Here is a 26,314-nt window from a genome sequence, read left to right on the forward strand (position 1 = left end):
CCGCGTCCGCCCGCGTCCGCCACGTCAGGCGTCGTCGTCCACCCGCTCCAGGAGGGCGACCGGCAGGGGGCGGAACAGGTCGGCGAGCGGAACGCGGCCCTCGAACTCCCGCCCGGGAGTGCTCAGGTCGGCCCAGCGGCCGGGCGGCAGGGGAAGCGTGGTCGTGCCCCAGCCGCCGGCCTCCTCCAGCCGCACCGACAACCGGGTGACGGCGGTCAACACCCGCCCGGACCGGGTGAACGCCAGGCAGTGCCCGGCCGCCGCCCCCTCGGCGGACACCGGCCGGTAGGAGGCGTCGGCGCCGAACAGCTCGGGCCGCCGCCGGCGCAGACGCAGCGCGGCGGTGGTCAGCGCCCCCTTGTCCCCCGGGTCGGGGTGGGGGAGGACGGCGGGGGCACGGTTGTCCGGGTCCACCAGGGCCCGGTACTCGGCCTCGCCGCCCTGGTAGACGTCCGGCACGCCGGGCACGGTCAGGTGGAGCAGCGTCGCCGCCAGGACGTTGGCCCGGATGTGCGGCTCCAGCGACCGCCGCAGCGCCGTCACCCGCTCGCCGGGCGATCCGCACAGGGCCGCGGTGACGAAGCCGGTCACCGTCTCCTCGTAACGGGCGTCCTGTTCGGTCCAGGTGGTGTGCAGGCCGCTCTCGCGGGCGTGCTTGAGCAGGGCACCGGACAGCCGCTCCGCCGAGGCCTCGCCGAGGCCGAACAGCGTCTGCCAGCCCGCCCAGGCCAGCCCGCGGTCGGGCCCGTCGCCGCTCGCGGTGTCCGCCGCGCTCGCCTCCTCGACCACCCGCGCCCACCGGTCCGGGCACTGGGTCAGCACCGCGATCGCGGCCCGGACGTCGGCGCTGCGCTTGGTGTCGTGGGTGGAGAGCACGGTGCCGGTCAGCGGGCGCTCCCGCTGGGTGCGCGCGCACCAGGCGTGGAACTCCTCCGGCTCCAGCCCCGGCCGGTCCGGGGAGCCGCCGACCTCGTTCGCCGACAGCAGCGGCACGTAGCGGTAGAAGGCGCTGTCCTCCACCGACTTGGCGCGCAGCGCCGACGAGGTCTGGGCGAACCGCGTGCACAGTTCCGTCTGTTCGGGCCATTCGCCGTGGACGCCGCACAGCAGGCCGCGCACCACGTCCACCGCCTCCGCCTCCTGCGGCACCGCGAACGCCGCCCGGGCCTCGGCCGCGGCCTCCTCGGTGAGCACCGTGCCGGCGTCCCGCGGCGTGTACGGCCGGTACACCTCCATCCGCACCAGCAGCTCCCGCAGCGCGGCGCGCAGCGCCCACGGGGCGCGGTCGAGGAGCGCCGGGTCGCCGGAGGTGGCGCACGCGGCGGAGGCCGCGCGGGTCAGCCGGGTCATCTCCGAGGCCAGCTCGTGGTCGACCACCCGCCCGGCGCTGCGGAGCCGGGTGGACTCCCAGTCGCCGCCGAGGTCGTCGGGCGGCGCGGTGTGCCGCCGGTAGCGCTCCAGCAGGTCCCGCGCGCCGGCCGGGTCGGTGAGGACCGCGTCCAGCCTCCGCAGGGCGTCGTAGCCGGTGGTCCCGGCCACCGGCCAGGACTCCGGGAGGCGTTCGTCCTCCGCGAGGATCTTCTCCACCACCGTCCAGCGGCCGCCGGTCGCCTTCTCCAGCCTCCGCAGGTAGGCCCCGGGGTCGGCCAGGCCGTCCGGGTGGTCGATGCGCAGGCCGTCGACGACGCCCTCGTCCAGCAGCTCGAGAATCTTGCCGTGGGTGGCGTCGAAGACCTCGGGGTCCTCCACCCGGACGCCGATCAGCTCCGAGACGGTGAAGAAGCGCCGGTAGTTGAGCTCGGTGCGCGCCAGCCGCCACCAGGCGAGCCGGTACCACTGGGCGTCCAGCAGCTCGGGCAGCGGCAGGTCCTCCGTGCCGGGGCGGAGCGGGAAGGCCTGGTCGTGGTGGCGCAGCACGTCGCCGTCGACCCGCAGGTGGGGGAGTTCGCCGCCGAGGGGGCCGCCGAGGACCGGCAGCAGCATCCGGCCGTCCCCGGCCCGCCGGTCGATGTCGAACCAGGCCGCGTAGGGCGAGTCGGGGCCCTTGCGCAGCACCTCCCACAGGGCGCGGTTGTGCTGCGGGGACATGGCCATGTGGTTCGGCACGATGTCGACGACCAGGCCGAGGCCCAGGTCGCGGGCGGTGCGGGACAGGGAGCGCAGGCCCTCCTCACCGCCCAGTTCCTCGCGGACCCGGGTCGGGTCGGTGACGTCGTAGCCGTGCGTGGAGCCGGGGACGGCCTCGAGGACGGGGGAGAGGTGGAGGTGGGAGACGCCGAGGGCGGCGAGGTGGGGTGCGGCGGCCTCGGCGGCGGCGAACGGGAAGCCGGGCTGGAGCTGCAACCGGTACGTGGCGGTGGGCGCGCGGGAGTCCATGGGGAGGATGTACCCCGGGGTGGGGCGGGGGTTGCCGGGTTGCTCCGGATGGGTGACGAGCGGTGACGGGCGGGACTCCTGAGGCGCCCCGCACCGGCCGGCCCCGCGGGACGCGCCGAAGCCGCCTGAGCGGCCGGGCCGGCCGGTCGGACGCGCCGCAGCGCCCCACCGCCCCGCCGGGTGGCGGCGCGGTGGGGCGGTGGGGCTGAAGGGCGGTGATGCCGGCTCAGGCGGGGCGCTGCAGCACCGTCAGGGAGCGGTCGGGGAGCTTCAGCCGGTCACCGGCGCGGTGCTTGGGGCCGCCGCCCTCCGGGACGCCCTCGGCGAGGGCCGTGTCGACCACCACCTGCCAGTGCTGGCCGTGGTCGTCCGGCAGGGTGAACTCGATGGGCTGCGGCGAGGCGTTGAAGAGCAGCAGGAACGAGTCGTCGGTGACCCGCTCGCCGCGCGGCCCCGGCTCCGAGATGGCGTTGCCGTTGAGGAACACGGTCAGCGCGCTGGCCGGCGCCGTCTCCCAGTCCTCCCGGGTCATCTCCGCGCCCTCCGGGGTGAACCAGGCGATGTCGGAGAGCTCGTCGTGGGTGCCCTCGACCGGGCGGCCGTGGAAGAAGCGCCGACGGCGGAACACCGGGTGGTCGCGGCGCAGCCACACCATGGAGCGCGTGAACTCCCGGATCCGCAGCGCCTCCTCGTCGAGTTCCGCGTCGTCCTCCCCGGTGGGCCACGGCACCCAGGCCAGCTCGTTGTCCTGGCAGTAGGCGTTGTTGTTGCCGTGCTGGGTGCGGGCGAACTCGTCGCCGTGGCCGAGCATCGGCACGCCCTGGGAGAGCATCAGCGTGGCGATGAAGTTGCGGATCTGCCGCCCGCGCAGCGCGAGCACGCCGGGGTCGTCGGTCTCGCCCTCGACCCCGCAGTTCCAGGACCGGTTGTGGCTCTCGCCGTCGCGGTTGTCCTCGCCGTTGGCCTCGTTGTGCTTGTCGTTGTACGAGACCAGGTCCCGCAGGGTGAAACCGTCGTGGCAGGTCACGAAGTTGACCGAGGCGAGCGGGCGGCGGCCGTCGTCCTGGTACAGGTCGGAGGAGCCGGTCAGCCGGGAGGCGAACTCGGCCAGGGCGCGCGGCTCGCCCCGCCACAGGTCCCGGACGGTGTCCCGGTACTTGCCGTTCCACTCCGTCCACAGCGGCGGGAAGTTGCCCACCTGGTAGCCGCCCTCGCCGACGTCCCAGGGCTCGGCGATCAGCTTCACCTGGGAGACCACCGGGTCCTGCTGCACCAGGTCGAAGAACGACGACAGCCGGTCCACCTCGTGGAACTGGCGGGCCAGGGTGGCCGCCAGGTCGAAGCGGAAACCGTCCACGTGCATCTCGGTGACCCAGTACCGCAGCGAATCCATGATCATCTGGAGTACGTGCGGGGAGCGCATCAGCAGGCTGTTGCCGGTGCCCGTGGTGTCCATGTAGTAGCGCGGGTCCTCGGTCAGCCGGTAGTACGAGCAGTTGTCCAGGCCGCGGAAGGACAGGGTGGGGCCCAGGTGGTTGCCCTCGGCGGTGTGGTTGTAGACCACGTCGAGGATGACCTCGATGCCCGCCTCGTGGAGCGCCCGCACCGCCGACTTGAACTCCAGCACCTGCTGCCCGCGGTCGCCCCAGGAGGCGTAGGAGTTGTGCGGGGCGAAGAAGCCGATGGTGTTGTAGCCCCAGTAGTTGCTCAGGCCCAGGTCGACGAGGCGGTGGTCGTCGACGAACTGGTGGACCGGCATCAGCTCCAGCGCCGTGACGCCCAGGTCCGTCAGGTGCTCCAGGATCGCCGGGTGCGCCAGCGCCGCGTAGGTGCCGCGCAGCTCCTCGGGCAGCGCCGGATGGCGCATCGTCAGGCCCTTCACATGGGCCTCGTAGATCACGGTCTCGTGGTACGGGGTGCGCGGCGGGCGGTCGTCGCCCCAGTCGAAGTACGGGTTCACCACCACGGACGTCATGGTGTGCGGCGCGGAGTCCATGTCGTTGCGGCTGTCGGGGGCGCCGAAGCGGTAGCCGTAGACCTCCTCGCCCCAGCGGACCGACCCCGAGACCGCCTTCGCGTACGGGTCGAGCAGCAGCTTCGCCGAGTTCGTCCGCAGCCCGTGCTCCGGGGCGTAGGGGCCGTGCACCCGGAAGCCGTACCGCTGGCCGGGCATCACCCCCGGCAGGTAGGCGTGACGCACGAACGCGTCGCTCTCCCGCAGCTCGACCGCCGTCTCCGAGCCGTCGTCGTGGAGCAGACACAGCTCCACCCGCTCGGCGGCCTCCGTGAAGACCGCGAAATTCGTGCCGGCGCCGTCGTACGTGGCACCCAGTGGATACGCCTCTCCGGGCCAGACCTGCATGGACTCGACTCTCCCAGGTGAGTGCGGATCGACGGTGCCTCTTCGCGCCGATTCTTCCCGAAAGAAGGAGAAGCACGCACTGATCGCCCTGATTCGGTGTCACGGGTCAACGCCCGCCGCCCGCGGCTCACCCGGAGGAGCGACGGGGAATGATGAGGGATCCGGGGAGATTCCGGGAGAAGCGGAATCGGCCATTCTCGCGCGCAGGCCGGACCGGGGGGGCCCGGTGGGCCCGCGACCACCGCCGATGCAGTATGAAAAGACTCACTCCGTCTCCCTCACACTGCTGGAACAGGCGTGCCGGATCCGGTAGTTGGGGAAGGAGCCTGTGCATCCGGCTGCACCGCCCGCCAACCCGGAGTAATCTTTCTTGATCATTGACGAGGACAGCTCCGGGGGAGCGGAAGGCGGTGCGCGGGTGGGCTCGGGAGGCCTGGAGTTGCCCCCTGGCGACAACGGTCGCGAGGGGAACCCGGCAGACGCCCCGCCCGGCGCGGTGTCGCTCGCCCGGCCGATGGAGGCCGCCATCGGGCCGGAGCTCGAATGGGGCGCCGAGGCCTGGAGCGAGGTCCGCACCCGGGCCCAGCGGGCCGGCCGCGCCTACATCTGGCTGAATCTGGTCGAACAGCGGATGCGCGCCGTCGTGGCCGCCGTGCTGCGCCCGGTCTACGAACCCGTCCACGGCGACGACTGGGTGGTCGCCGCGGCCGGACCCGCCGGGCAGGAATGGGTGCAGCGCGCCGTAGCCGTCCGCGAGGTCAGCCGGCGCAAGGGGTACCTGCTCGACCCGGCCGACGACAACGTGCTCAGCTTCCTGACGCTCCCGCAGCTACGCGAGTTGACCGTCCAGCACTGGCCCTGCTTCGAGCCCTACTTCGACGACCGCCGCGACCTGGAGCTGGCGCTCGACGAGCTCGAGGTCGCCCGCAACGTCGTCACCCGCAACCGCGCCCTGTCCGAGGCGGTCCTCGCCCAGGCCGAGCGGGCCTCGGCCCGGCTGCTCGACATGCTGGGCGCGGGTGCCGACGTGCCCTCCGCCCGGCGTCTGCCGGTCGACGCCGTTGAGGACCTGGTGGGCGACCGGTACGCCGACGTGGTCGCCGTCCACCCCGACCGGGTGCGGCTGCTGCGGCACTTCCCCGCCGAGGACATCTTCGGAGAGGCCCGCCGGCTCGACGCCATCGGCATCGGCCTCAACCTGCTGGTGCAGAACTTCTCCGGCCGGCGGCTGGTCCGCCTCGCCGAGTCCGGCACCCGGGTCCGGCTGCTGTTCCTCAACCCCGCGTCCAGCGCCGTCCGCAGGCGTGAGCGGGAACTCGGCATCAAGCGTGGCGAGCTGAGCCGGGCCGTGGAGATGAACATCCTCCACATGCGCCGGGTGCGGTCCCGGCTGCGCGACCCCGGCGCCTTCGAGATCCAGGTCTACGACGAGACGCCGCGGTTCACGGCCTACCTGGTCGACGGGGACGGCGCCGACGGGATCGGGGTCGTCCAGTCGTACCTGCGGCGCACCCGCGGCATGGAGGCCCCGGTGATGCTGCTGCGCAACGGCGGCAGGGTGGTCAGGTCGGGCGCGGCCGAGGAGAGTGCCCTGTTCCCCACCTACCGGGAGGAGTTCGAGGTGGCCTGGGCGGATTCGCGGCCCGTGTCCTGATTTCCGCCCGCCCGATTTCGCCGGGGATGAGGCGGGACGGGAGGGAGTGCGGCGCGGGCGTTGTCAGTGGTGCGTGCGAAGGTGAGGAACACCTGGGGGACGCATCACCACACGAAGGGGGCCGCCATGGGCTGGCACCACGCACCGCTGATCGGCTTCGATCTGGAGACCACCGGCACCGACCCGCACGAGGCCCGCATCGTCACGGCCGCCGTGCTGGAGGTCAGGGAGGGCGAGATCGCCGGCCGCCGGGAATGGCTCGCCGATCCCGGCATGGAGATCCCCGCCGAGGCGGTCGCCGTGCACGGCATCACCAACGAGCGGGTGACGGCCTGCGGCCTGCCCGCCGACCGGGTGGCCGACGAGGTGGCGGGCGTGCTCACGTCCTACTGGCAGGCCGGCATACCCGTGGTCGTCTACAACGCGGCCTTCGACCTCACCCTGCTCTCCGCCGAGCTGCGCCGCCACGGACTGCCCTCGCTGCGCGAACGGCTGGGCGGACAGGACCCGGCACCGGTCGTCGACCCGTACACCGTGGACCGCGCGGTCGACCGCTACCGGCGGGGCAAGCGGACGCTGGAGGCGGTGTGCGCCGAGTACGGCGTGCCGCTGGAGGACGCGCACGACGCGGCGGCCGACGCGCTGGCCGCGGCACGCCTGGCCCGGGCGATAGCCGTGCGGCACGCCAAGGTGGCCGACCTCGGCGTCGCCGAACTGCACCGGCTCCAGATCGGCTGGCGGGCCGAATGGGCGGCCGGCTTCCAGGAGTTCCTCCGCGCCAAGGGGGAGACGGACGTGGTGGTCGACGGAGCCTGGCCACTGCGCGAAGCGGCCTGACCCCCCGCCTACGGCGCGCCGGAGCGGCCGGCGCGTTCCGTCAGAACGGGTACCAGCGGACCGTCGGGTCTCCCTCGCGCAGGGAGGCGACCCGGCGCTCGAACTCGGCGAGCGCCTTGGGATTGTGGGGGGCGTGCTGGGCCACCCAGGCGCAGCTCGCGGTCTCGCGGGCACCGCGCAGGACGGCGCACCCCTCCCACTCGCGCACGTCCCAGCCGTAGACGCCGGTGAAGGTCTCGTACGCCTCGGCGGACAGGCCGTAGCGGTCGTGGGACAGCGCCATCACGACCAGGTCGTGCTCGCGGAGGTCGGAGGAGAAGGTCTCCAGGTCCATCAGGACGGGGCCGTCCGGGCCGACGAGGACGTTGCGGGGAAGCGCGTCGCCGTGGACGGGGCCCGGGGGGAGGTGCGGGGTGAGAGCGGCGGCCTCGGCGGCGAAGCCGTCGCGGCGGGCGCGGAGGAAGGCGGCGTCCTCGGGGTCGATCGCGTCGCCCGCCAGGGTCAGCCAGCGCTCGACGCCGCCGAGGAGCTCCCGGCGGGGCAGCGGGAACGGCGGCGCCGGCAGGGCGTGCACCACGTGCAGCAGCTCGGCCAGGTCGCGGGCCTCCGCGGGGCGGACCGGGTCGGGCAGGCGGCGCCAGAGGGTCACCGGGTGCCCCTCGACCAGCTCGGGTTCCCCGGCCACCGGGCGGGGCGCCGGGACGTCCCGCTCCTCCAGCCACCGGGCGACGGCCACCTCGTGGCGGGCGCGGTCCAGCAGCTCGGGCGTACGGGCGATCTTGACGACGAGGTCCCCGGCGGCGAACACGGCGTTCTCGCCGAGGGCCAGCAAGGGGGCGTCCGCGGCGGCGGGGGCCTCGCCCAGCGAGGGGTGGGTCTTCCTGGCGGCGGCCAGGACGGCGCGGGCGGCTGCCTCGTCCATGCGGGTCCTTCGACGGTTCCGGTTCGTGCGGGCACAGTCTCCCACCCCGCCGAACCATCCCGTCCGACGGTCCCCACCCACCGTGCCCACCCACCCGCCGGCCGTCCTGTGCCTGTCCCCGCGCGGCGGCCCGTCCGCCGCGTGCCCGCGTGCCCTGGGCACGGGAGGCCCGTGGGGGAGGGGTGGCGGGGCGCCCCGCCGTGTCGCCGGACCGGCGGAGTCGGGGCGTTCCCCGCGCGGCGGCCAGAGGCGGCCGCGCGGGGAAACGGGCGGTCCCGCGGGGAGAAGGGCGGGCCCGCGGGATCAGGCGCCGGGGATCTGGCGGGCGTGGAAGGCGGCGCGGACGGCCGCGGCCGCCTTCGCCCCGTACATCTCCTCCGCCGTGGCGATCGTCGCCGCCGCCGCGTCGGCGAAGCCGGTGTCCGGGGCGAAGTCGAACTGCGCGTTCACGATGACGCGGTCCGCCGCGCGCGCCCCCAGCGCCTGCCGGATGTCGAACAGCGCACGGGACCAGATCTGCCCGTCCGCGTGGACCTGGCCCACCCGGTCCGCGTAGGTCTTGGTGCCGTCGATCCGCCGCAGGCAGTGCGGCGTGCCGGAGTAGGGGACCGCGTCCCAGTCCGCCACGCACGCCAGGTCCGCGTTCCGTTCCCACCCGTAGCGCGCCGCCGCGTGCTCGCCCACGGTCACCGCCAGGTAGTCCCCGAAGGCCTCGCCGATCGCCCCGGCCTCCACGGAGGTGCCGTAGCCCGGCACCTGGGCGTGGTGGACCGCGTGCCCGTACTCGTGGACGATCACCTCGGCGTCCTCGGCGTCGTCCACCCCGCCCTTGCCGAGCCGGATCTCCGTCTTCTTGTCCGTGTAGTAGGAGTTGTCGGCGCCCCACTGGTTCAGCCGCACCGGCTGCGCACGGTCGTTGACGCCCGGCAGTTCGCTGCCGAAGCCGAGGCCCTGCAGGTACTCCTGGGCCTCGTTGATCCAGAAGTACGCCATCACCTGCTCGAACCCGTCGTCGTGCCGGTCGTAGCCCGCCGCCTCCGCCACCGTGGCCGGCGCGCCGGTCTCCGAGCGGACGGTCACCCACCGGCCGGAGAGCCGGCCGCTGCCGTCGAGGTTGCGCAGCGCCGCCAGGGCGTAGGCGGAGTCCGGGACGGCGGACGCGGCGTCCTTGGCGTCCACCAGGGTCTGGTCGCCGGACGACTGGACCGGGTTGACCATGAAGACGCGCCCGACCGGCGTGTCCTCGGCCGCGACGGCGGTCCCGGCGGTGGCCAGACCGGCCAGCGCGGCGACGGCGACGGCCGCCGCCGTGGTGCGGCGAGGTGTTCGACGGATCATGTGGATCCTCCGGAGTCCGTGGGTATGCAACGGGGGGTGGGTGGCGGTGATCCTTCCCCATCCACCAGGGTGTTGACCAGAAGCGGCCGTCACTGCCGTACCATCCACGGACAACTCCTCACCCCGGCGGCGGCCCGAGTCCGCTGTCCGGGCGCAGTGTTACGGCGAGACGCGGGAGGACCCGATGGCACGGGGCAGGCATCGCAGGCGCAGACGAGGTGTCGCGCTGCGTGCCCTCCTGGGCGGGACGGCGCTCGCGCTCACCGGGGCGGCGACCGTCATCAGCGTCTCGCAGGCGACCGGCGAGACACCGGGCCCGCTGCAGCGCATCCCCGCGGCGGCCGGGCCCGAACTCCGCGAGCAGGCCGTGCCGTGGCCGCACCTCGACGCGCTCGCCGAGGACCTGGGCGGTCCCGTCCCGCCGGCCACCGTGCTCCGCGAGGCCGAGCACGAGATGTCGGCGGAGGACGACTGCGCCGGGCCCGGGGCGCTCCCCGCCGAGCCCGAGGCGGCGCGCGCCTACTGCTGGGAGAAGGCCGACGCCCGGGACGAGGACTGGGCCCCGGTGTCGGTGACCACCTCCGCGGACGCCGACGACGACGGCCGATGGGGCGAGGACCGGGTGATCCTGTCCGCCTGGACGCGGACCGCCGACGCCGCCGGGCCCGGTTCGGCGCGGGTCGCCTTCGTGGACGCGGGCGACCCCGACCGGCTCACCTACACCTGGGCGCTGCTGGCGCTGCCCACCGCGCCCACCGGGGCGCGCGAGGCGACGCCCGCCGAGGACGGCGGGCAGGACGAGGACGGCTACCGGCCGCTCGGAGGCGAACTCCGCGGCATGGTCTGGTACCAGGACAAGCTCCTCGCCACCGTGGGAACGCCCGGTGGGAAGGAGGCGCTGTACGTGTTCTCGCTGGACCGCGTCCACCGGACGGCGAAGGCGAGCCCGACGGCGAGCCCGGCGACGGGCGCGACGGCGACGACGGGCACCGCGGACCGCAGCCGGTTCGTGCTGCCGGCCGTCGCCTCCTACGAACTGCGGGGCGGCGGATGCCGGGCGGAGGAGGAGGGCTCGGCCTGCCTCGGCGCCCTCTCGCTGGACCGCTCCACCTCGCCGGACACCCTGGTGACGGCCGAGCGGCGGGCCGAGGGGCCGTCACGGCTCTGGCGGTACACACTCAGCCGCTACCCGGGCCGGGAGGGCCTGCTCTCCCTCGACGGCGGCGGGTCGGCGCGGCCGGTGGAGAGCTTCCGGACCGAGGCTGCCGGGATCAGGGGCGTGGTGTCCCACCGCGCCGAGGGAGCCGCCGAGGGCCGCTGGTACCTGGCCTCGGACCCGCAGGAGGCCGCCGGCGGCCGGGGCGCGCTGTGGGCCCAGTCGGCGGGGGAACGCACCGCCCGCGCGGCCCGCTGCGGTGACTACGAACTGCCGTACTGCTGGGCGGCCGGAGCGCGCGGGCTGGCCTACCGGCAGGGCGCCGGTGAGATCTGGGGCGTCTCGGACGCGCCGGAGCGGGGCGGGCGGAGCCTGTTCGCGGTGCCGCTCGGCGAGGTCGACGCCTCCCTGGAGTAGCGGCCGCGCACCCTGTGAGCAGCGTTTCCTCGACAGGCCGCCCGCCGCGGTTATTGTCTGACCGCATGAACCGCACCACTGTCACCACCTGGTCCCTCGAGCAGACCTCGCCGGCCGACCTGCGCCCCGCGGCCGTGCCCGAGGGAGACGTCCGCGTCGTGCGGGCCGAGGCGCCCTCGCCCGAGTTCAACAGGTTCCTGTACGCCTCGGTCGGCGGCGACATCACCTGGATCGACCGGCTCGGCTGGTCCTACGCCCGGTGGCAGGAGCACCTGGAGCGCCCCGGGATCGAGACCTGGGTGGCCTACGACCGGGGGACGCCCGCGGGCTACGTGGAGCTGGAGGCGCAGGACGAGGGCGTCGTGGAGATCGTCTACTTCGGTCTGCTGCCCGCGTTCCGGGGCCGGCGGATCGGCGGGCACCTGCTCTCCGTGGGCACCGCCCGCGCCTGGGACCTCGCCGAGCGGTGGCCGGAGCGGATGCCCACCCAGCGGGTGTGGCTGCACACCTGCAGCCTGGACGGGGAGCACGCGATGGACAACTACCAGCGGCGCGGGTTCCGGCTGTTCCGCACCGAGACGGAGGAGGAGGACGTCCCCGCGGCCCCCGGCCCCTGGCCCGACGCCTTCCCGGTCTGACCCGTCCGACCCGTCCGACCCATCTGCCCCCGGAGATCCCGCGGTCCCGGGCCGGCCGCCGGGCTGGCTACAGTGGCCTCCATGAGCGATCGCCCCGGGCCGCGGGTCATGCCGCCGGTGCTCCTCGGTGCGGGGGACGGCGACTGGTCGCCTGTCACCGCCGGAGAGTCGGGAGCGGTCGTCCTTCGCAGCGCGGACGCCACCCGGTATGCCAAGTGCGTGTCCGCCGCGCACGCAGCCGACCTGCGGGCCGAGCGCGACCGGGTCGCCTGGCTTCACGGTCAGGGTGTGCCCGGTCCCCGAGTGCTCGACTGGCACTCCGGTGACGCCGGCGCCTGCCTGGTGACCAGTGCCGTCTCCGGCATTCCCGCCGATCAGGTGCCCGCCGAGGACTTGCGGGTCGCCTGGGAACCGGTCGCGGACGCGGTGCGCCGACTGCACGAGCTGCCCGTGTCGCAGTGCCCGTTCCGCCGGGGCCTGGACACCATGGTCGCCGTGGCACGCGACGTCGTGGCCCGCGACGCGGTCACCCCGGAGTTCCTCCCGGTCGAGCAGCAGGACACGCCCACTCCGGCGCTGCTGGACCGCCTCACCCGGCAGGTCCCATGGCGGCGGGAGCAGGAAGTCGCCGACACGGTCGTCTGCCACGGGGATCTGTGCCTGCCCAACATCATCCTCGATCCGCGGACCCTGCACGTGTCAGGCTTCATCGACCTGGGCCGCCTCGGACTCGCCGACCGGTACGCCGACCTGTCGCTGCTGCTCGCCAGCGCACGGGAGACATGGCCGGACGAGGAGCGGGGACGGGCCGCGGACAGGGCGTTCGCCGAGACGTACGGCATCGCTCTGGACCACGACCGGCTCCGCTTCTACCTCCATCTCGACCCGCTCACCTGGGGTTGATCCGTTGATCCGTCCCTTGGCCTCAGGTCGGGCGAATGCCTCTCACGACGGCCGCGCCGAGCCCGTATCAGCCTGACTTCGTACGGGCCCGGCGCGGGTACCTCACTGACCGATGGTGCTCTGCGGACCGGTGTACTGCTTCAGGAGCGCCGGGACGTCCTTGGCCGGGTCCAGGGAGTAGCTGTAGTAGCTGCGCGGGTCGAAGGTGGTGCCGCCGGTCTGCTGTCGGCCGCTGGAGTTGACGACGACGGAACCGGACTGTGTCAGGGACGCGGCCGAGGTGTCGGGGTAGTACGGGTTGGCCACGTTGTCGTAGTAGCTGTTCTCGATCACGGTCCTGGACGCCCCGCGCGAGAGGTTGCCGTACGAGCTGACGTTCTGCAGGTAGTTGTTGTAGAGGTGCGCCAGCGCCACGTTGTCGATGCTGGGGTTGCGCTGGTTGGTGTCGTGGATCCAGTTGTGGTGGATCGTCATGCGGGCCGTCGTGTTCTCGGTCCAGCCGATGCCGAACGCCTTGTTGACGTTGCCCAGTTCGTTCCAGGACACCGTGAGGTAGCTGGTGTCCTTGCGGCTGTCGATGAGGCCGTCGTTCATCCGCTGGATGCGGTTGTGGTCGATCCAGATGTGGTCGGCGGTGTCCATCTGGATGCCGTCGTAGTCGTAGGTCTTGTCGTCGGGATCGTCCTCGGCCATCCGGGTGTCACGGATGGTGAGGTTGCGGATGATGACGTTGCGGGTGCCCTCTCGGAGGAAGAAGCCGCCGTTGACGATCTGACCGGAGGTGCCGACTCCGATCACCGTCTTGTTCGAGGTGACCGGTATCTCGTGGCCGTACGGGCTGACGGTGATCGCCCCGGCGACCTTGATGGTGTACGGCTCCGCGGCCGTGGCGTACTTCACCAGGTCCGCGTAGGTCTTCACGGTGACCGTCGCTCCGGCCGCGCCGCCCGTGGTGCCGCCGCCGGTGGAGGCGAAGCCGTCGGCCGTGTTGGACCAGGTCCGGCCGCCGCCGCTGCCGGAGACGGGTTTGAACGCCCATTGCTTGTTGGTGTTGTGGGTGCAGGTTTCCTGGATGACGGGGGTGCCGTTGGTGGTGGAGGCGTTCTGGTCGGAGAGGCAGAGGCCGGACTTGGCGTTGATGATCTGGTAGGTGCCGGTGCCGCTGGGGGTGAGGCGCCATTGCTGGTGGGTCTGGCCGGTGCCGCAGCCCCACTGCTGGACCTGGGTGCCGCTGGTGGTGGAGCCGGAGGGGACGTCGACGCACTGGCCGCTGTTGACGCCGACCAGGGTGTAGACGTCGGTTCCGGCCGGTTTGAGGGTGAACTGCTGCCAGGGGGAGTTGTCGGTGCAGGTCCACTGCTGCAGCTTGGTGCCGGAGGTGGTGGAGGCGCCGGGTACGTCGACGCATTTGCCGGACTTCGTGACCACCAGCTGGTAGGCGGTGTTCACGGCCGGGAGCGTTGCCGCGCGGGCGTTGCCCGTGGCCGTGACGGAGGCGACCACGCCGCCCGCCAGCACGGCCAGGGCGGAGACGAACACGGCGGTTCTGGTGGGGCGACGCCGGTGTGACACACGGCGCGGGGTGGGGGGCCGGACGCTCGGGGGAGCGGGCGCGGCCGACGGATCGGACCTCATCGCTCTGATGTCCCTTCCTCGTTGCGGCGCCGGACCCGTCAGGACCGCCTCACGGCGGGCCGGGCGGTGTCCGGCCGGAGCGTGCCGGCGGTGGGGGAAGCACCGCGGCGAAGGGGTAGATGCGCCTGGGGAGCGTGGGATAACAGAAACGTGCGGGAATTTTTTCCGGGCTCATCTCCCGCGCGCCTCACGCCACTTGCTTTTACAAGCGGCAACGCCCGTGCCACAATCCTGGGCCGTTGAGCGCGCTTGTTCGATTGCGGGCCCTGGCCGGGCGCCGGGCCCGGCGTCTTCGTGTGTCGGCTCACCGGGGACGCGCGGAGGGAGTACTGGCCGATGGACCACCCTCCGCGAGGGCACACCGGCCGCGGTGACGCGGCCGACCCGGCGACAGCCGGCACCTCCCCGCACGAGACGTCGCTGGTGCGCGCCGCCCAGAACGGTGACAGGGGCGCGCTCGAAGAACTCCTCACCGGTTGTCTGCCCCTGCTCCACCGGATCGTCGCGCGTGCCCTCGGCGGCCACGCCGACACGGACGACCTGGTGCAGGAGGCGATGCTGCGCATCATCCAGGGACTGCCCCAGCTGCGGGAGCCGGACCGGTTCCGTTCCTGGGCCGTGGCCGTCGTGTACCGGCAGATCCAGCAGTACTGGCGCCGTCAACGGCACACCCGCGCCGCGGCCCTGCCGGAGCACCCGGCCGACGAACCGGTCGACCCGCAGGGCGACTTCGCCGACCGGAGCGTCGCCGAGCTGATCCTGGCCGACCAGCGCCGCGGAATCGTCCGGGCCACCCGCTGGCTGGAGCAGGACGACCGCCGCCTGCTCGCCCTGTGGTGGGAGGAGACCGCCGGGGTGCTGAGCCGCGGCGAACTGGCCGCGGCCCTGGGCCTGCCGCGCAGCCATGTCGCCGTCCGGGTGCAACGCATGAAGGAGCAGTTGCAGACCGCCCGGCTCGTCGAGGCCGGGCTCGCCGCCGTACCGCGGTGCCAGGGACTCACCGCCGCGGCGCGCGGCTGGGACGGGCGGCCGAGCGCGCTGTGGCGCAAACGGCTGAGCCGGCACGTCCGCGACTGCCCCGCCTGCGGCGCTCCGCGCGAGGGCCTGGTCCCGCCCGAAAGGCTGCTGCCCGGAATCGCCGTACTGCCGGTGCCCGCGGGGCTGCTGGCCGGGCTCGCCCACCTGCTGGGTTCGGCCGAGGCGGGGTCGGTCCAGACCGTGGCCGGAGCCGGGCCGGCCCTCGCCTCCGACGCCGTCCGGGGGGCCCGGCCGAGACTTCTGGCCGGCGTCGCGGCGGCATCGGTGGTGGTGCTCGGGGCGTTCCTGCTGCCGTGGGGGCAGCCCGCCGCACCGGACGGGCCGCCCGGCTCCGCACCGAAGGCCGCCCCGGCCCCCACGGCGGCCACCGGCGGTCCGTCGCCGTCCCCCTCGGCGGCGGGCGCGGGTGAACTGTACGTGGCGCCCGGCGGATCGGACGACAAGGGCGACGGCAGCCTCGCCCGCCCGTACGCCACCCTGGGCAAGGCGGCCGGGCTGGTGCGTCCCGGCCAGACCATCGTCCTGCGCGGTGGCGTGTACCGGCCCACGGAACCCGTGGTCCTCGACACCGACGGCACCGCCGGGCAGCCCATCACGCTGACCGCCCACCGCGGTGAACGGCCGGTGCTCGACGTCTCCGGAGTCGGCGAAGGGGAGTGGGCCGTCGTCCAGCGCGCCGACCACTGGACCGTGCGGAACCTGGAAGTACGGGGGTCCCGCAGCCACGCTTGGGTGTGCAGGGGATGCGCGTACGACGTCTTCGACGGCCTGACCGTGCACCACAACGCCGGGGCGGGGCTGATCCTGCGGGACGACGGCACGGTCGGCAACACCGTCGTCGACAGCGACTTCCACGACAACCGCGACGCGACCGGCGGCGGCGCGGGCCTGGCCGTCGTCTTCGGGTCGGGCGACGGCAACACCGTCCGCCACTGCCGTACCTGGGGCAACGGCGGCGACGGGGTCGACCTGGGCGGTTTCACCGACCCCGTGCTGCTCGACGGCAACTGGTCGTACCGCAACGGGAACGGCTTCACCTTCGGCGGCGGACGCAGCAGAGCCGCCGTGGCACACGTCGCCCGGTACAACGCCGCCTGGAGCAACAGCGGTTACGGCTTCACCGACGAGGGCAACACGGGGGCCCTCACCCTGGAACGCAACAGTGCCTACCGCAACGGTCTGGCCGGTTTCCGGATCGCCGACTCCGCCGGGACCCTGACCGGGAACGCCGCCTGGGGCGACGGACGGGGGACGCGCCTCGGGCCGTCCGTCCGCTCCGCCGGCAACACCTGGGACGCGGGCGGGCCGCGCGTCGCCCTGACCGACCTGGGGTCGGCCGACCCGAACGACGCGGAGGGCCCGCGCGGCCCCGACGGCTCGCTTCCCCGCACGGCCTTCCTCCGGCCCGACGATCCGGCCACCACCGTCGGCGCGCCGATGACGCCCTGAGCGCCACCCGCCCGCCCCGCCTGGCCTGCCCGGCCCGCCTGGCCTGCCCGGCCCGCCTGGCCGGCCGGTCTTCCGGGCCCCTCCGGCTGCGCCGGTCCCGCGTGGCCGTGGCCCGGCTCCTCGGGGGCTCCGGCCAGGGCCGCGCGGGCCTGGCCGCACCCTCCGGAGGGCAGACGGACTGCCCCTGGCCCGGCCTGGGCAGCCCGGAGCTCTTCTGCCACGGTCCGGGCATGTCGAGGTCGGAGCCCCTCATCCGCGGTCGAGCAGGCCGGGGCCCTCGCCCGAGGGTGCCCCCGCGCCCCGTCCGGCAGCGGGCCCACGGTCTGGCAAGGGCGCCCCCGCGGTCCCGTCCGACAGGGTGGGCCAGGCTCGCTCGCCCCCGGCCCGACGCTGCCCCGCGTCCCCGCGTCCCCGCGTCCCCGCGACGGTGCCCCCCGCGCTCCCGCCCAGCGAGCCCCAGCACCCTCGCCCGGCAGTGGGCCCCGCGCCCGCCGCCCGGCGGCCCCCGCGCACCCGCCCGGCGGTGACCCCCGCGCCCCTCCCGCCCCCGCCGCCCCGTGGGTCCCGCCCGTCCCACGTCCCCCGGCCGCCCCGCCGGCCCCGGGGACCTTCGCGAGGCTCAGTACTTCCCGCCCGCTCCGGGCGGCCACACCCGCCTGACCTGGATCTCCCCGCCCGGCCGGGGTCGGTGCTCATGACACCGCCGGGCCGCATGTTGAGACGTATCTGTCCGTATCCCGGACGACAGTGGACGGTCTCCGCCGCGCCATGACACGCTTCCGCCATGTTCGGAACTGGAATCGCCCTGGTGAGTCGACGGCACGTCGACCTCGGCCGCATGTCCAGCGCCATCTGTCCGGCCTGCTGACGAGTCCTCAGCCGCCCGACATCCCCTCCGCCCTCCCGCGTACCGCGCCGCCCGCCGCGGCCCGCACCCCTGCCCCTGCGCGCGAAAGCCCAGGTCAGAGCCGTATGCCCGTCTGTCCCGAAGGACTGTGAACCATGGCCGCCACGCCCGAGAATCCCGCCGCCTCCCGCCGCAAGGTGAGCCGACACCGCGGCGAGGGTCAGTGGGCCGCCGGACACTTCACCCCGCTCAACGGGAACGAGCAGTTCAAGAAGGACGACGACGGTCTCAACGTGCGGACACGCATTGAGACGATCTACTCCCAGCGCGGCTTCGACTCCATCGACCCCAACGACCTCCGCGGCCGCATGCGTTGGTGGGGCCTGTACACCCAGCGCCGCCCCGGGATCGACGGCGGCAAGACGGCGATCCTGGAGCCTGAGGAGCTGGACGACCGCTACTTCATGCTCCGCGTCCGCATCGACGGCGGCCGGCTCACCACGGAGCAGCTGCGGGTCATCGGCGAGATCTCCGAGGAGTTCGCCCGCGGCACCGCCGACATCACCGACCGGCAGAACATCCAGCTGCACTGGATCCGCATCGAGGACGTCCCCGAGATCTGGAACCGCCTGGAGGCGGTCGGCCTGTCCACCACCGAGGCATGCGGCGACACCCCGCGCGCCTTCCTCGGCTCCCCGGTGGCCGGCATCGCCGAGGACGAGATCATCGACGGCACCCCCGCCCTCGACGAGGCGTACCGCCGGATCGTCGGCAACCCCGCCTACTCGAACCTGCCGCGCAAGTTCAAGACCGCGATCTCCGGCTCGCCGCTGCTGGACGTGGCGCACGAGATCAACGACATCGCGTTCGTCGGCGTGCGGCACCCGGAGCACGGCCCCGGCTTCGACCTCTGGGTCGGCGGCGGCCTCTCCACCAACCCCAAGCTGGGCGTCCGGCTGGGCGCCTGGGTGCCGCTGGACGAGGTGCCGGACGTCCTCGAGGGCGTCATCTCGATCTTCCGCGACTACGGCTACCGGCGGCTGCGCAACCGCGCCCGCCTGAAGTTCCTGGTCGCCGACTGGGGCCCGGAGAAGTTCCGCCAGGTCCTGCAGGACGAGTACCTCAAGCGCGAACTGATCGACGGCCCGGCCCCCGCCGAGCCGGTGGAGCGCTGGCGCGACCACGTCGGCGTGCACCGGCAGAAGGACGGCCGCTACTACGTCGGCTTCGCCCCGCGGGTCGGCCGCGTGGACGGCGCCACCCTCACCAAGATCGCGGACCTGGCGGCCGAGCACGGCTCCGGCCGGCTGCGCACCACCGTCGAGCAGAAGATGATCGTGCTGGACGTGACCGAGGACCAGGTCGCCTCGCTGACCGAGGGGCTGCGCGCGCTCGACCTGATCGTCGACCCCTCCCCGTTCCGCCGCGGCACCATGGCCTGCACCGGCATCGAGTACTGCAAGCTGGCCATCGTCGAGACCAAGGCACGCGGCTCCGCGCTGATCGACGAACTCGAGCGCCGGCTCCCGGAGTTCGACGAGCCGCTGACCATCAACCTCAACGGCTGCCCCAACGCCTGCGCCCGCATCCAGGTGGCGGACATCGGTCTCAAGGGCCAGCTGGTCCTCGACGACGACGGCCGGCAGGTCGAGGGCTTCCAGGTGCACCTCGGCGGCGCGCTCGGCCTGGAGGCCGGGTTCGGCCGCAAGGTCCGCGGCCTGAAGGTCACCTCCGCCGAACTCCCCGACTACGTCGAGCGGGTTCTGCGCCGCTACCTGGAGCAGCGCGAGCCCGGCGAGCGGTTCGCCGCCTGGACCGCACGGGCCGGCGAGAAGGACCTGTCGTGAGCGAGCGCGCGGCGCCCTTCCACTGCCCCTACTGCGGGGACGAGGACCTGCGGCCGGCCGAGGAGGGCCCGGGCGCCTGGGAGTGCGGGGCCTGCAACCGCGCCTTCCGGCTGAAGTACCTCGGACTGCTCTCCCGCGGCTTCCAGCAGCACGGGTCCCGGGACGGCGGCACCACCCGGGACAGCGACACCGACCGGCACGGCACACAGGAGGAGGGGACATGACCACGGCACAGCGGCAGCGCACCGACGAGGAACTGAAGGCCCTCGCCGAGCGCGCGGGCCGGGAACTCGAGGACGCCCCGGCCGCGGAGATCATGAAGTGGGCCGTCGAGACCTTCGGCGACCGCTTCTGTGTGACCTCCTCCATGGAGGACGCGGTGGTGGCCCACCTCGCCTCCCGGGTCAGGCCGGGCGTGGACGTGGTGTTCCTGGACACCGGCTACCACTTCGAGGAGACCATCGGCACCCGCGACGCCGTGGACGCGGTGATGAACGTCAACGTCATCACCCTCACCCCCCGGCAGACCGTCGCCGAGCAGGACGCCGAGTACGGGCCGAAGCTCCACGACCGCGACCCGGACCTGTGCTGCAAGCTGCGCAAGGTCCAGCCGCTCGAACAGGGGCTCCGGGGCTACCAGGCCTGGGCCACCGGCCTGCGCCGCGACGAGTCCCCGACCCGCGCGAACACGCCCGTCGTCGGCTGGGACGAGAAGCGCGGCAAGGTCAAGATCTCGCCGATCGCCCGGTGGACCCAGGACGACGTGGACGCCTACGTCGCCCAGCACGGCGTGCTCACCAACCCGCTGCTGATGGACGGCTACGCCTCCGTCGGCTGCGCGCCCTGCACCCGCCGGGTGCTGGAGGGCGAGGACGCCCGGGCCGGCCGCTGGGCCGGGCGCGGCAAGACCGAGTGCGGGCTGCACGGATGACCGGCGGCACCCGAGCGCGAGGGAACCGATGACCAAGGAGAACGAGCAGGTGAGCGAGGACGTGACCGGAGCCACCGTCTGGCTGACGGGTCTGCCGAGCGCCGGCAAGACCACGATCGCCCTGGAGCTCGCCGGACGCCTGCGCGCGGAGGGACACCGCGTGGAGGTCCTCGACGGCGACGAGATCCGCGAGTTCCTCTCGGCGGGCCTCGGCTTCAGCCGCGAGGACCGCCACACCAACGTGCAGCGCATCGGCTTCCTCGCCGAACTGCTCTCCCGCAACGGCGTCACCACGCTGGTCCCGGTGATCGCGCCCTACGCCGACAGCCGGGACGCCGTCCGCAAGCGGCACGAGGCGGGCGGCACCCCCTACCTGGAGGTGCACGTCGCCACGCCGCTCGACGTCTGCTCCGTGCGCGACGTGAAGGGGCTGTACGCCAAGCAGGCCGCCGGCGAGATATCCGGCCTCACCGGGGTCGACGACCCGTACGAGGCGCCCGAGACCCCCGACCTGCGGATCGAGTCCCAGGACCAGACCGTCGCCGAGTCCGCCGCCGCCGTCCACGCGCTGCTCACCGAGAGGGGCCTGGCATGACCACCGTCGCCGCACTCCGCGACACCGCCGCGGGCCAGGGTCCGCTCGGCCACCTGGACGTCCTCGAGTCCGAGGCCGTGCACATCTTCCGCGAGGTCGCGGGCGAGTTCGAACGACCGGTGATCCTCTTCTCCGGCGGCAAGGACTCCATCGTGATGCTGCACCTGGCGCTCAAGGCGTTCGCGCCCGCGCCGGTGCCCTTCGCCCTGCTCCACGTGGACACCGGACACAACTTCCCCGAGGTCATCGAGTACCGCGACCGTGTGGTCGCCGCACATGGCCTGCGCCTCCATGTGGCCTCCGTCCAGGACTACATCGACCGCGGTGTGCTCCGCGAACGCCCCGACGGCACCCGCAACCCGCTCCAGACGGTCCCGCTGACCGAGACCATCCAGAGCGAGAAGTTCGACGCCGTCTTCGGCGGCGGCCGGCGCGACGAGGAGAAGGCCCGCGCCAAGGAGCGCGTCTTCTCCCTGCGCGACGAGTTCTCCCAGTGGGACCCGCGCCGCCAGCGCCCCGAGCTGTGGAACCTGTACAACGGCCGGCACGCCCCCGGCGAGCACGTCCGCGTCTTCCCGCTCTCCAACTGGACCGAGCTGGACGTCTGGCAGTACATCAAGCGCGAGGGCATCGAGCTCCCGTCGATCTACTTCGCGCACGACCGCGAGGTCTTCGCCCGCAACGGCATGTGGCTGACCGCCGGCGAGTGGGGCGGCCCCAAGGACGGCGAGACGGTCGAGAAGCGCCTGATCCGCTACCGCACCGTCGGTGACATGTCCTGCACCGGCGCCGTCGACTCCGACGCCGCCACGCTGGACCAGGTGATCGCCGAGATCGCCGCCTCCCGGCTCACCGAGCGCGGCGCCACCCGCGCCGACGACAAGCTCTCCGAGGCAGCGATGGAAGACCGCAAGCGCGAGGGGTACTTCTAGCCATGACCACCACCACCGCCGACCAGGCCGCCGAACCCACCACGCTGCTGCGGTTCGCCACCGCCGGATCCGTCGACGACGGCAAGTCCACCCTGGTGGGCCGGCTGCTGCACGACTCCAAGTCGGTCCTCGCCGACCAGCTCGAGGCCGTCGAACGGGCCTCCGCCGGCCGCGGCCAGGACGCCCCCGACCTGGCGCTGCTCACCGACGGCCTGCGCGCCGAGCGGGAACAGGGCATCACCATCGACGTGGCGTACCGCTACTTCGCCACGCCGCGGCGGCGGTTCATCCTCGCCGACACCCCCGGCCACGTGCAGTACACGCGGAACATGGTCACCGGCGCCTCCACCGCCGAACTCACCGTGATCCTGGTCGACGCCCGCAACGGCGTCGTCGAGCAGACCCGCCGGCACGCCGCCATCGCCGCCCTGCTGCGCGTCCCGCACGTCGTCCTCGCCGTCAACAAGATGGACCTGGTCGACTACGCGGAGCCGGTGTTCGCGGCGATCGCCGAGGAGTTCACCGCCTACGCCGCCGAGCTGGGCGTCCCCGAGGTCACCACCGTCCCGATCTCCGCGCTGGCCGGGGACAACGTCGTCGAGCCCTCCGCCCACATGGACTGGTACGGCGGCCCCACCGTGCTCGAGCACCTGGAGACCGTGCGGGTCGACGGCACCGTGGACCGCCTCCCGGCCCGGCTGCCGGTGCAGTACGTCATCCGCCCGCAGACCGCCGAGCACCCCGACTACCGCGGCTACGCCGGACAGATCGCCGCCGGCTCCCTCCGCGTCGGCGAGGAGGTCACCGTGCTGCCCTCCGGCCGCACCACCCGCATCGCGGGCATCGACCTGCTCGGCGTGCCGGTGGAGTCCGCCCGGGCCCCGCAGTCGGTGACCGTGCTCCTCGAGGACGACCTGGACATCTCGCGCGGCGACCTGATCGCCCCGGCCCAGGCCGCGCCCGCCACCACCCAGGACGTCGAGGCCACGGTCTGCCACGTCGCCGACCGGCCGCTCACCGAGGGCCACCGGGTGCTGCTCAAGCACGGCACCCGCGTCGTCAAGGCCGTCGTCAAGGAGATCCCGTCCCGGCTCACCCTGGACGACCTCTCCCTGCACCCGCGGCCCGGGCAGCTCGCCGCCAACGACATCGGCCGCGTGGTGCTGCGCACCGCCGAGCCGCTGCCGCTCGACGCCTACACCCGGTCCCGCACCACCGGCGCCTTCATCCTGATCGACCCCGCCGACGGCTCCACCCTCACCGCCGGCATGGCCGGCGACTCCTTCGCCACCGCCCGGCAGGCCGCCGCGACCGGCCAGGCCGCCGCGGACGACGACGGGTGGGACTTCTGACCATGAACACCCCCGGTTTCTTCGGCACGTTCGCCAAGGAGGGCGGCCGCGTCGGCAGCGGCACCCTCGGCAGCGGGCAGGGCGGAGTCGCCCGATGTGCGGGCGGCACCCGGCGCGTCCGGCACCGACTCCGCACCCCACGAAGACCCGCCCGCCCCCCCGGCCACCGCCTGAACCCCAGGCCGTGACCGCCGGGCCGACGAGAGGACCCCCTCCCGTGCCTGCCAACCGCTCCCTGTTCCGCCGGGGCCTCGCCGTGGCTGCCGCCCTGCCGCTGCTCGCCCTCGCGGCCTGCGGCTACGGCTCCCAGGCGACGGACGACGCGACGGCCGAGGTCGCCGCCCGGGGCGAGAAGACCGACGGTCTGGACAGCGTCCGCATCGGCTACTTCGGCAACCTCACCCACGCCACCCCGCTGGTCGCACGCCAGAAGGGCTTCCTCCAGAAGGAACTGGGCGGCACCCGGGCCGCGTACCAGGTCTTCAACGCCGGCCCCTCCGAGATCGAGGCCCTCAACTCGGGCTCCGTCGACATCGGCTGGATCGGCCCCTCGCCGGCCGTCAACGGCTACACCAAGTCCCTCGGCAAGAACCTCCGCATCATCGGCGGCTCCGCCTCCGGCGGCGTCAAGCTGGTCGTCGACCCCGACCGGATCAAGAGCCTGAAGGACGTCAAGGGCAAGCGGATCGCCACCCCGCAGCTCGGCAACACCCAGGACGTGGCCTTCCTGCACTGGATCGGCGAACAGGGCTGGACGGTCGACGCGCAGAGCGGCAAGGGCGACGTCTCCGTCGTCCGCTCCGACAACAAGGTGACCCCGGGGGCGTTCGCCGCCGGCTCGATCGACGGCGCCTGGGTGCCCGAGCCGACCGCCTCCAAGCTGGTCGCCGACGGCGGCGAGGTCCTGCTCGACGAGTCCGACCTGTGGCCGGACGAGCAGTTCGTCATCACCAACATCATCGTCTCCCAGACGTTCCTCAGCGAGCACCCCGAGGCCGTCGAGGCCGTGCTGCGGGCCTCCGTGGAGACCAACGAGTGGATCAACGCCCACCCCGACGAGGCCAAGCGCGCCGTCAACGCCCAGCTGGAACGCGACACCGGCAAGGCGCTGCCCGCCGAGGTGCTCGACCCGGCGTGGGAGTCCATCCGGATCACCGACGACCCGCTGGCCGCCACCCTGGACGCCCAGGCGAGGCACGCCGTCGACGCGGGACTCCTGGAGAACCCCCGGCTGGACGGCATCTACGACCTGCGCCCGCTCAACACCGTCCTCGAGAAGGCCGGAAAGCCCGCCGTCGACGACGCCGGCCTGGGCACCCGCTGACCCCGGTCAGCGCCGACCGCGCCAAGCAACCACCCACACCCGCGACTTCTCCCAGGAGGTGACCATGGCGGCCATCACGCTCGCCACGGCCGAGGACACCCGGACCGACGTCCGCAGCGCCGCGCGCATCGAGCACGTCTCCAAGTCCTTCACCGGGCCCGCCGGAAGCCAGCTCGTCCTCGACGACATCAGCCTCGACGTCGCCCACGGCGAGTTCGTCACCCTCCTCGGGGCCTCCGGCTGCGGCAAGTCCACCCTGCTCAACCTGGTCGCCGGCCTCGACCGGCCCAGCTCGGGCGCCATCACCACCGACGGCCGCCCTGCCCTGATGTTCCAGGAACACGCCCTGTTCCCCTGGCTCACCGCCGGGAAGAACATCGAACTCGCCCTGAAGCTCAGGGGAGTCGACAAGAACCTGCGCCGCGAGCGCGCCGAGGAACTCCTCGAACTGGTCCGCCTCAAGGGCTCCTACGGCAAGCGCGTCCACGAACTCTCCGGCGGCATGCGCCAGCGCGTCGCCCTCGCCCGCGCACTCGCCCAGGACAGCAAACTGCTGCTGATGGACGAGCCGTTCGCCGCCCTCGACGCCATCACGCGCGACGTGCTGCACGACGAACTCACCCGCATCTGGCGGGAGACCGACGTGTCCGTCCTGTTCGTCACCCACAACGTGCGCGAGGCGGTGCGGCTGGCCCAGCGGGTCGTGCTGCTCTCCTCCCGGCCGGGCCGCATCGCCCACGAGTGGAGCGTCGGCATCCCGCACCCGCGCCGCATCGAGGACGCCGCCGTGGCGGAGCTGTCCGTCGAGATCACCGAACAACTCCGTGGGGAGATCCGCCGACATGGCCAGCACTGACACCCCGACCACGACCGAGCGGAAGCGGCAGGCCGACGACACCGCCGGGCTCGAGGCCGGCCTCGACGCCCTCGAATCGGTCGAGGTCCGGCGCACCCCGCTGCGGCAGACACTGCTGCAGAAGGTCCTCCCGCCGGTCCTCGCCGTGCTCCTGGTGGTGGTCCTCTGGCAGCTCCTGGTCACCCTGAAGATCGTCGACGACCCCACCAAGCTGCCCGCGCCCTCCGACGTCTGGGCCGAGGTGCGCGAGTCCTGGCTCCAGGGCGAACTCCTCGGCTACATCTGGACCAGCGTCTCCCGCGGCCTGCTCGGCTTCCTGCTCGCCCTCGCCATCGGCACCCCGCTCGGGCTGCTGGTCGCCCGCGTCAAGTTCGTCCGTGCCGCCATCGGCCCGATCCTCTCCGGCCTCCAGTCGCTGCCCTCGGTCGCCTGGGTGCCGCCCGCCGTCATCTGGCTCGGCCTCAACAACTCCATGATGTACGCGGTCATCCTGCTCGGCGCGGTCCCGTCCATCGCCAACGGACTGGTCTCCGGCGTCGACCAGGTACCCCCGCTCTTCCTGCGCGCGGGGCGCACCCTCGGCGCCACCGGCCTCAAGGGCGCCTGGCACATCGTGATGCCGGCCGCGCTGCCCGGCTACGTCGCCGGCATGAAGCAGGGCTGGGCGTTCTCCTGGCGCTCCCTGATGGCCGCCGAGATCATCGCCTCCTCGCCCGATCTCGGCGTGGGACTCGGCCAGTTGCTGGAGAACGGCCGCAACGCCTCCTCCATGTCCCTGGTCTTCCTCGCCATCATCCTGATCCTGGTCGTCGGCATCGCCATCGACCTGCTGATCTTCAGTCCCCTGGAGCGGCGGATCCTGCGCGGCCGCGGCCTCCTCGTCAAGAGCTGATCGGTTTGCCCGT

The 26,314-nt window shown here is 73.3% G+C and carries 21 protein-coding genes; 16 read left to right on the top strand and 5 right to left on the bottom strand.

Translation table 11 applies throughout. The annotated features are described in order from the left end of the window. Positions 1-24: 24 nt before the first annotated feature. Both treY and glgX read right to left on the bottom strand, forming a co-directional pair. Positions 25-2,376 carry a malto-oligosyltrehalose synthase gene (gene treY / locus ACWD3O_RS31215; protein WP_451418206.1) on the bottom strand — a complete coding sequence of 784 codons (2,352 nt, stop codon included), beginning with the start codon at positions 2,374-2,376 and terminating at the stop codon, positions 25-27. Between the two features lie 226 nt (positions 2,377-2,602). Then, the gene (glgX, locus tag ACWD3O_RS31220; RefSeq protein WP_451409528.1) at positions 2,603-4,738 is read right to left on the bottom strand and encodes a glycogen debranching protein GlgX; all 2,136 of its coding nucleotides are present in this window, start codon (positions 4,736-4,738) and stop codon (positions 2,603-2,605) included. Positions 4,739-5,156: 418 nt separating this feature from the next. Between glgX and ACWD3O_RS31225 the strand changes: the two genes are divergently transcribed. Then, positions 5,157-6,392 (top strand): SAV2148 family HEPN domain-containing protein, encoded by a 1,236-nt coding sequence (locus ACWD3O_RS31225; RefSeq protein ID WP_451409550.1) that lies wholly within the window; start codon positions 5,157-5,159, stop codon positions 6,390-6,392. 126 nt (positions 6,393-6,518) lie between these two features. Beyond that, positions 6,519-7,229 carry an exonuclease domain-containing protein gene (locus ACWD3O_RS31230; protein WP_451409529.1) on the top strand — a complete coding sequence of 237 codons (711 nt, stop codon included), beginning with the start codon at positions 6,519-6,521 and terminating at the stop codon, positions 7,227-7,229. 40 nt (positions 7,230-7,269) lie between these two features. Here ACWD3O_RS31230 and ACWD3O_RS31235 read toward each other — a convergent pair whose 3' ends face one another. Both ACWD3O_RS31235 and ACWD3O_RS31240 read right to left on the bottom strand, forming a co-directional pair. Further along, positions 7,270-8,151 carry a phosphotransferase enzyme family protein gene (locus tag ACWD3O_RS31235; RefSeq protein WP_451409530.1) on the bottom strand — a complete coding sequence of 294 codons (882 nt, stop codon included), beginning with the start codon at positions 8,149-8,151 and terminating at the stop codon, positions 7,270-7,272. A 303-nt stretch (positions 8,152-8,454) separates the two neighbouring features. Next, entirely contained in the window at positions 8,455-9,489 is a 1,035-nt protein-coding gene (locus ACWD3O_RS31240; RefSeq protein ID WP_451414310.1) for a M4 family metallopeptidase, read from the bottom strand. A 184-nt stretch (positions 9,490-9,673) separates the two neighbouring features. Here ACWD3O_RS31240 and ACWD3O_RS31245 point away from each other — a divergent pair, with 184 nt between their 5' ends. The 3 genes from ACWD3O_RS31245 to ACWD3O_RS31255 all read left to right on the top strand — a co-directional run bounded on the left by ACWD3O_RS31245 (position 9,674) and on the right by ACWD3O_RS31255 (position 12,603). Next, the gene (locus ACWD3O_RS31245; protein ID WP_451418207.1) at positions 9,674-11,062 is read left to right on the top strand and encodes a hypothetical protein; all 1,389 of its coding nucleotides are present in this window, start codon (positions 9,674-9,676) and stop codon (positions 11,060-11,062) included. Between the two features lie 65 nt (positions 11,063-11,127). Continuing rightward, positions 11,128-11,700, top strand: a complete 573-nt coding sequence (locus ACWD3O_RS31250) for a GNAT family N-acetyltransferase (protein ID WP_451414312.1) — start codon at positions 11,128-11,130, stop codon at positions 11,698-11,700. Between the two features lie 81 nt (positions 11,701-11,781). Beyond that, entirely contained in the window at positions 11,782-12,603 is an 822-nt protein-coding gene (locus tag ACWD3O_RS31255) for an APH(3'') family aminoglycoside O-phosphotransferase (RefSeq protein ID WP_451418208.1), read from the top strand. A gap of 102 nt (positions 12,604-12,705) precedes the next feature. Here the strand turns inward: ACWD3O_RS31255 and ACWD3O_RS31260 are convergent, their stop codons facing one another. Next, on the bottom strand, positions 12,706-14,142 hold the full coding sequence (locus ACWD3O_RS31260; protein ID WP_451418209.1) for an RICIN domain-containing protein: 1,437 nt from the start codon (positions 14,140-14,142) through the stop codon (positions 12,706-12,708). A 432-nt stretch (positions 14,143-14,574) separates the two neighbouring features. On the opposite strand from ACWD3O_RS31260, the gene ACWD3O_RS31265 reads away from it, so the two are divergent. The 11 genes from ACWD3O_RS31265 to ACWD3O_RS31315 all read left to right on the top strand — a co-directional run bounded on the left by ACWD3O_RS31265 (position 14,575) and on the right by ACWD3O_RS31315 (position 26,301). Next, the gene (locus ACWD3O_RS31265) at positions 14,575-16,725 is read left to right on the top strand and encodes a sigma-70 family RNA polymerase sigma factor (RefSeq protein ID WP_451418210.1); all 2,151 of its coding nucleotides are present in this window, start codon (positions 14,575-14,577) and stop codon (positions 16,723-16,725) included. A gap of 784 nt (positions 16,726-17,509) precedes the next feature. Next, positions 17,510-17,593, top strand: coding sequence for a putative leader peptide (locus tag ACWD3O_RS31270; RefSeq protein ID WP_356135130.1), 84 nt, complete (start codon positions 17,510-17,512; stop codon positions 17,591-17,593). Between the two features lie 134 nt (positions 17,594-17,727). After that, positions 17,728-19,419, top strand: a complete 1,692-nt coding sequence (locus tag ACWD3O_RS31275) for a nitrite/sulfite reductase (protein WP_451413849.1) — start codon at positions 17,728-17,730, stop codon at positions 19,417-19,419. Then, positions 19,416-19,643, top strand: coding sequence for a hypothetical protein (locus tag ACWD3O_RS31280; RefSeq protein ID WP_451413850.1), 228 nt, complete (start codon positions 19,416-19,418; stop codon positions 19,641-19,643). The genes ACWD3O_RS31275 and ACWD3O_RS31280 overlap by 4 nt, the downstream gene beginning before the upstream one ends. Then, positions 19,640-20,350, top strand: a complete 711-nt coding sequence (locus ACWD3O_RS31285) for a phosphoadenylyl-sulfate reductase (protein WP_451413851.1) — start codon at positions 19,640-19,642, stop codon at positions 20,348-20,350. Before ACWD3O_RS31280 ends, ACWD3O_RS31285 begins: the two co-directional genes overlap by 4 nt. A gap of 28 nt (positions 20,351-20,378) precedes the next feature. Next, positions 20,379-20,945 carry an adenylyl-sulfate kinase gene (cysC, locus tag ACWD3O_RS31290; RefSeq protein WP_451418211.1) on the top strand — a complete coding sequence of 189 codons (567 nt, stop codon included), beginning with the start codon at positions 20,379-20,381 and terminating at the stop codon, positions 20,943-20,945. Continuing rightward, on the top strand, positions 20,942-21,877 hold the full coding sequence (gene cysD, locus ACWD3O_RS31295) for a sulfate adenylyltransferase subunit CysD (RefSeq protein ID WP_451413853.1): 936 nt from the start codon (positions 20,942-20,944) through the stop codon (positions 21,875-21,877). Before cysC ends, cysD begins: the two co-directional genes overlap by 4 nt. Before the next feature lie 2 nt (positions 21,878-21,879). Then, on the top strand, positions 21,880-23,229 hold the full coding sequence (locus tag ACWD3O_RS31300; RefSeq protein ID WP_451413854.1) for a sulfate adenylyltransferase subunit 1: 1,350 nt from the start codon (positions 21,880-21,882) through the stop codon (positions 23,227-23,229). Between the two features lie 217 nt (positions 23,230-23,446). Continuing rightward, a complete protein-coding gene (locus tag ACWD3O_RS31305) occupies positions 23,447-24,553 on the top strand; it encodes an aliphatic sulfonate ABC transporter substrate-binding protein (RefSeq protein ID WP_451418212.1) in 1,107 nt (368 codons plus the stop codon). A gap of 64 nt (positions 24,554-24,617) precedes the next feature. Then, positions 24,618-25,409, top strand: a complete 792-nt coding sequence (locus tag ACWD3O_RS31310; RefSeq protein ID WP_451413857.1) for an ABC transporter ATP-binding protein — start codon at positions 24,618-24,620, stop codon at positions 25,407-25,409. Then, the gene (locus tag ACWD3O_RS31315) at positions 25,396-26,301 is read left to right on the top strand and encodes an ABC transporter permease (RefSeq protein WP_451413858.1); all 906 of its coding nucleotides are present in this window, start codon (positions 25,396-25,398) and stop codon (positions 26,299-26,301) included. The genes ACWD3O_RS31310 and ACWD3O_RS31315 overlap by 14 nt, the downstream gene beginning before the upstream one ends. Positions 26,302-26,314 lie beyond the last annotated feature (13 nt).

It is taken from the genome of Streptomyces sp. NPDC002640, from assembly GCF_053592575.1.

Coding starts and splice junctions, on each gene's coding strand:
- treY (WP_451418206.1), bottom strand. CDS start 2,376: ATGGACTCCCGCGCGCCCACCGCCACGTACCGGTTGCAGCTCCAGCCC.
- glgX (WP_451409528.1), bottom strand. CDS start 4,738: ATGCAGGTCTGGCCCGGAGAGGCGTATCCACTGGGTGCCACGTACGAC.
- ACWD3O_RS31230 (WP_451409529.1), top strand. CDS start 6,519: ATGGGCTGGCACCACGCACCGCTGATCGGCTTCGATCTGGAGACCACC.
- ACWD3O_RS31235 (WP_451409530.1), bottom strand. CDS start 8,151: ATGGACGAGGCAGCCGCCCGCGCCGTCCTGGCCGCCGCCAGGAAGACC.
- ACWD3O_RS31240 (WP_451414310.1), bottom strand. CDS start 9,489: ATGATCCGTCGAACACCTCGCCGCACCACGGCGGCGGCCGTCGCCGTC.
- ACWD3O_RS31245 (WP_451418207.1), top strand. CDS start 9,674: ATGGCACGGGGCAGGCATCGCAGGCGCAGACGAGGTGTCGCGCTGCGT.
- ACWD3O_RS31250 (WP_451414312.1), top strand. CDS start 11,128: ATGAACCGCACCACTGTCACCACCTGGTCCCTCGAGCAGACCTCGCCG.
- ACWD3O_RS31255 (WP_451418208.1), top strand. CDS start 11,782: ATGAGCGATCGCCCCGGGCCGCGGGTCATGCCGCCGGTGCTCCTCGGT.
- ACWD3O_RS31265 (WP_451418210.1), top strand. CDS start 14,575: ATGGACCACCCTCCGCGAGGGCACACCGGCCGCGGTGACGCGGCCGAC.
- ACWD3O_RS31270 (WP_356135130.1), top strand. CDS start 17,510: ATGTTCGGAACTGGAATCGCCCTGGTGAGTCGACGGCACGTCGACCTC.
- ACWD3O_RS31275 (WP_451413849.1), top strand. CDS start 17,728: ATGGCCGCCACGCCCGAGAATCCCGCCGCCTCCCGCCGCAAGGTGAGC.
- ACWD3O_RS31285 (WP_451413851.1), top strand. CDS start 19,640: ATGACCACGGCACAGCGGCAGCGCACCGACGAGGAACTGAAGGCCCTC.
- cysC (WP_451418211.1), top strand. CDS start 20,379: ATGACCAAGGAGAACGAGCAGGTGAGCGAGGACGTGACCGGAGCCACC.
- cysD (WP_451413853.1), top strand. CDS start 20,942: ATGACCACCGTCGCCGCACTCCGCGACACCGCCGCGGGCCAGGGTCCG.
- ACWD3O_RS31300 (WP_451413854.1), top strand. CDS start 21,880: ATGACCACCACCACCGCCGACCAGGCCGCCGAACCCACCACGCTGCTG.
- ACWD3O_RS31310 (WP_451413857.1), top strand. CDS start 24,618: ATGGCGGCCATCACGCTCGCCACGGCCGAGGACACCCGGACCGACGTC.
- ACWD3O_RS31315 (WP_451413858.1), top strand. CDS start 25,396: ATGGCCAGCACTGACACCCCGACCACGACCGAGCGGAAGCGGCAGGCC.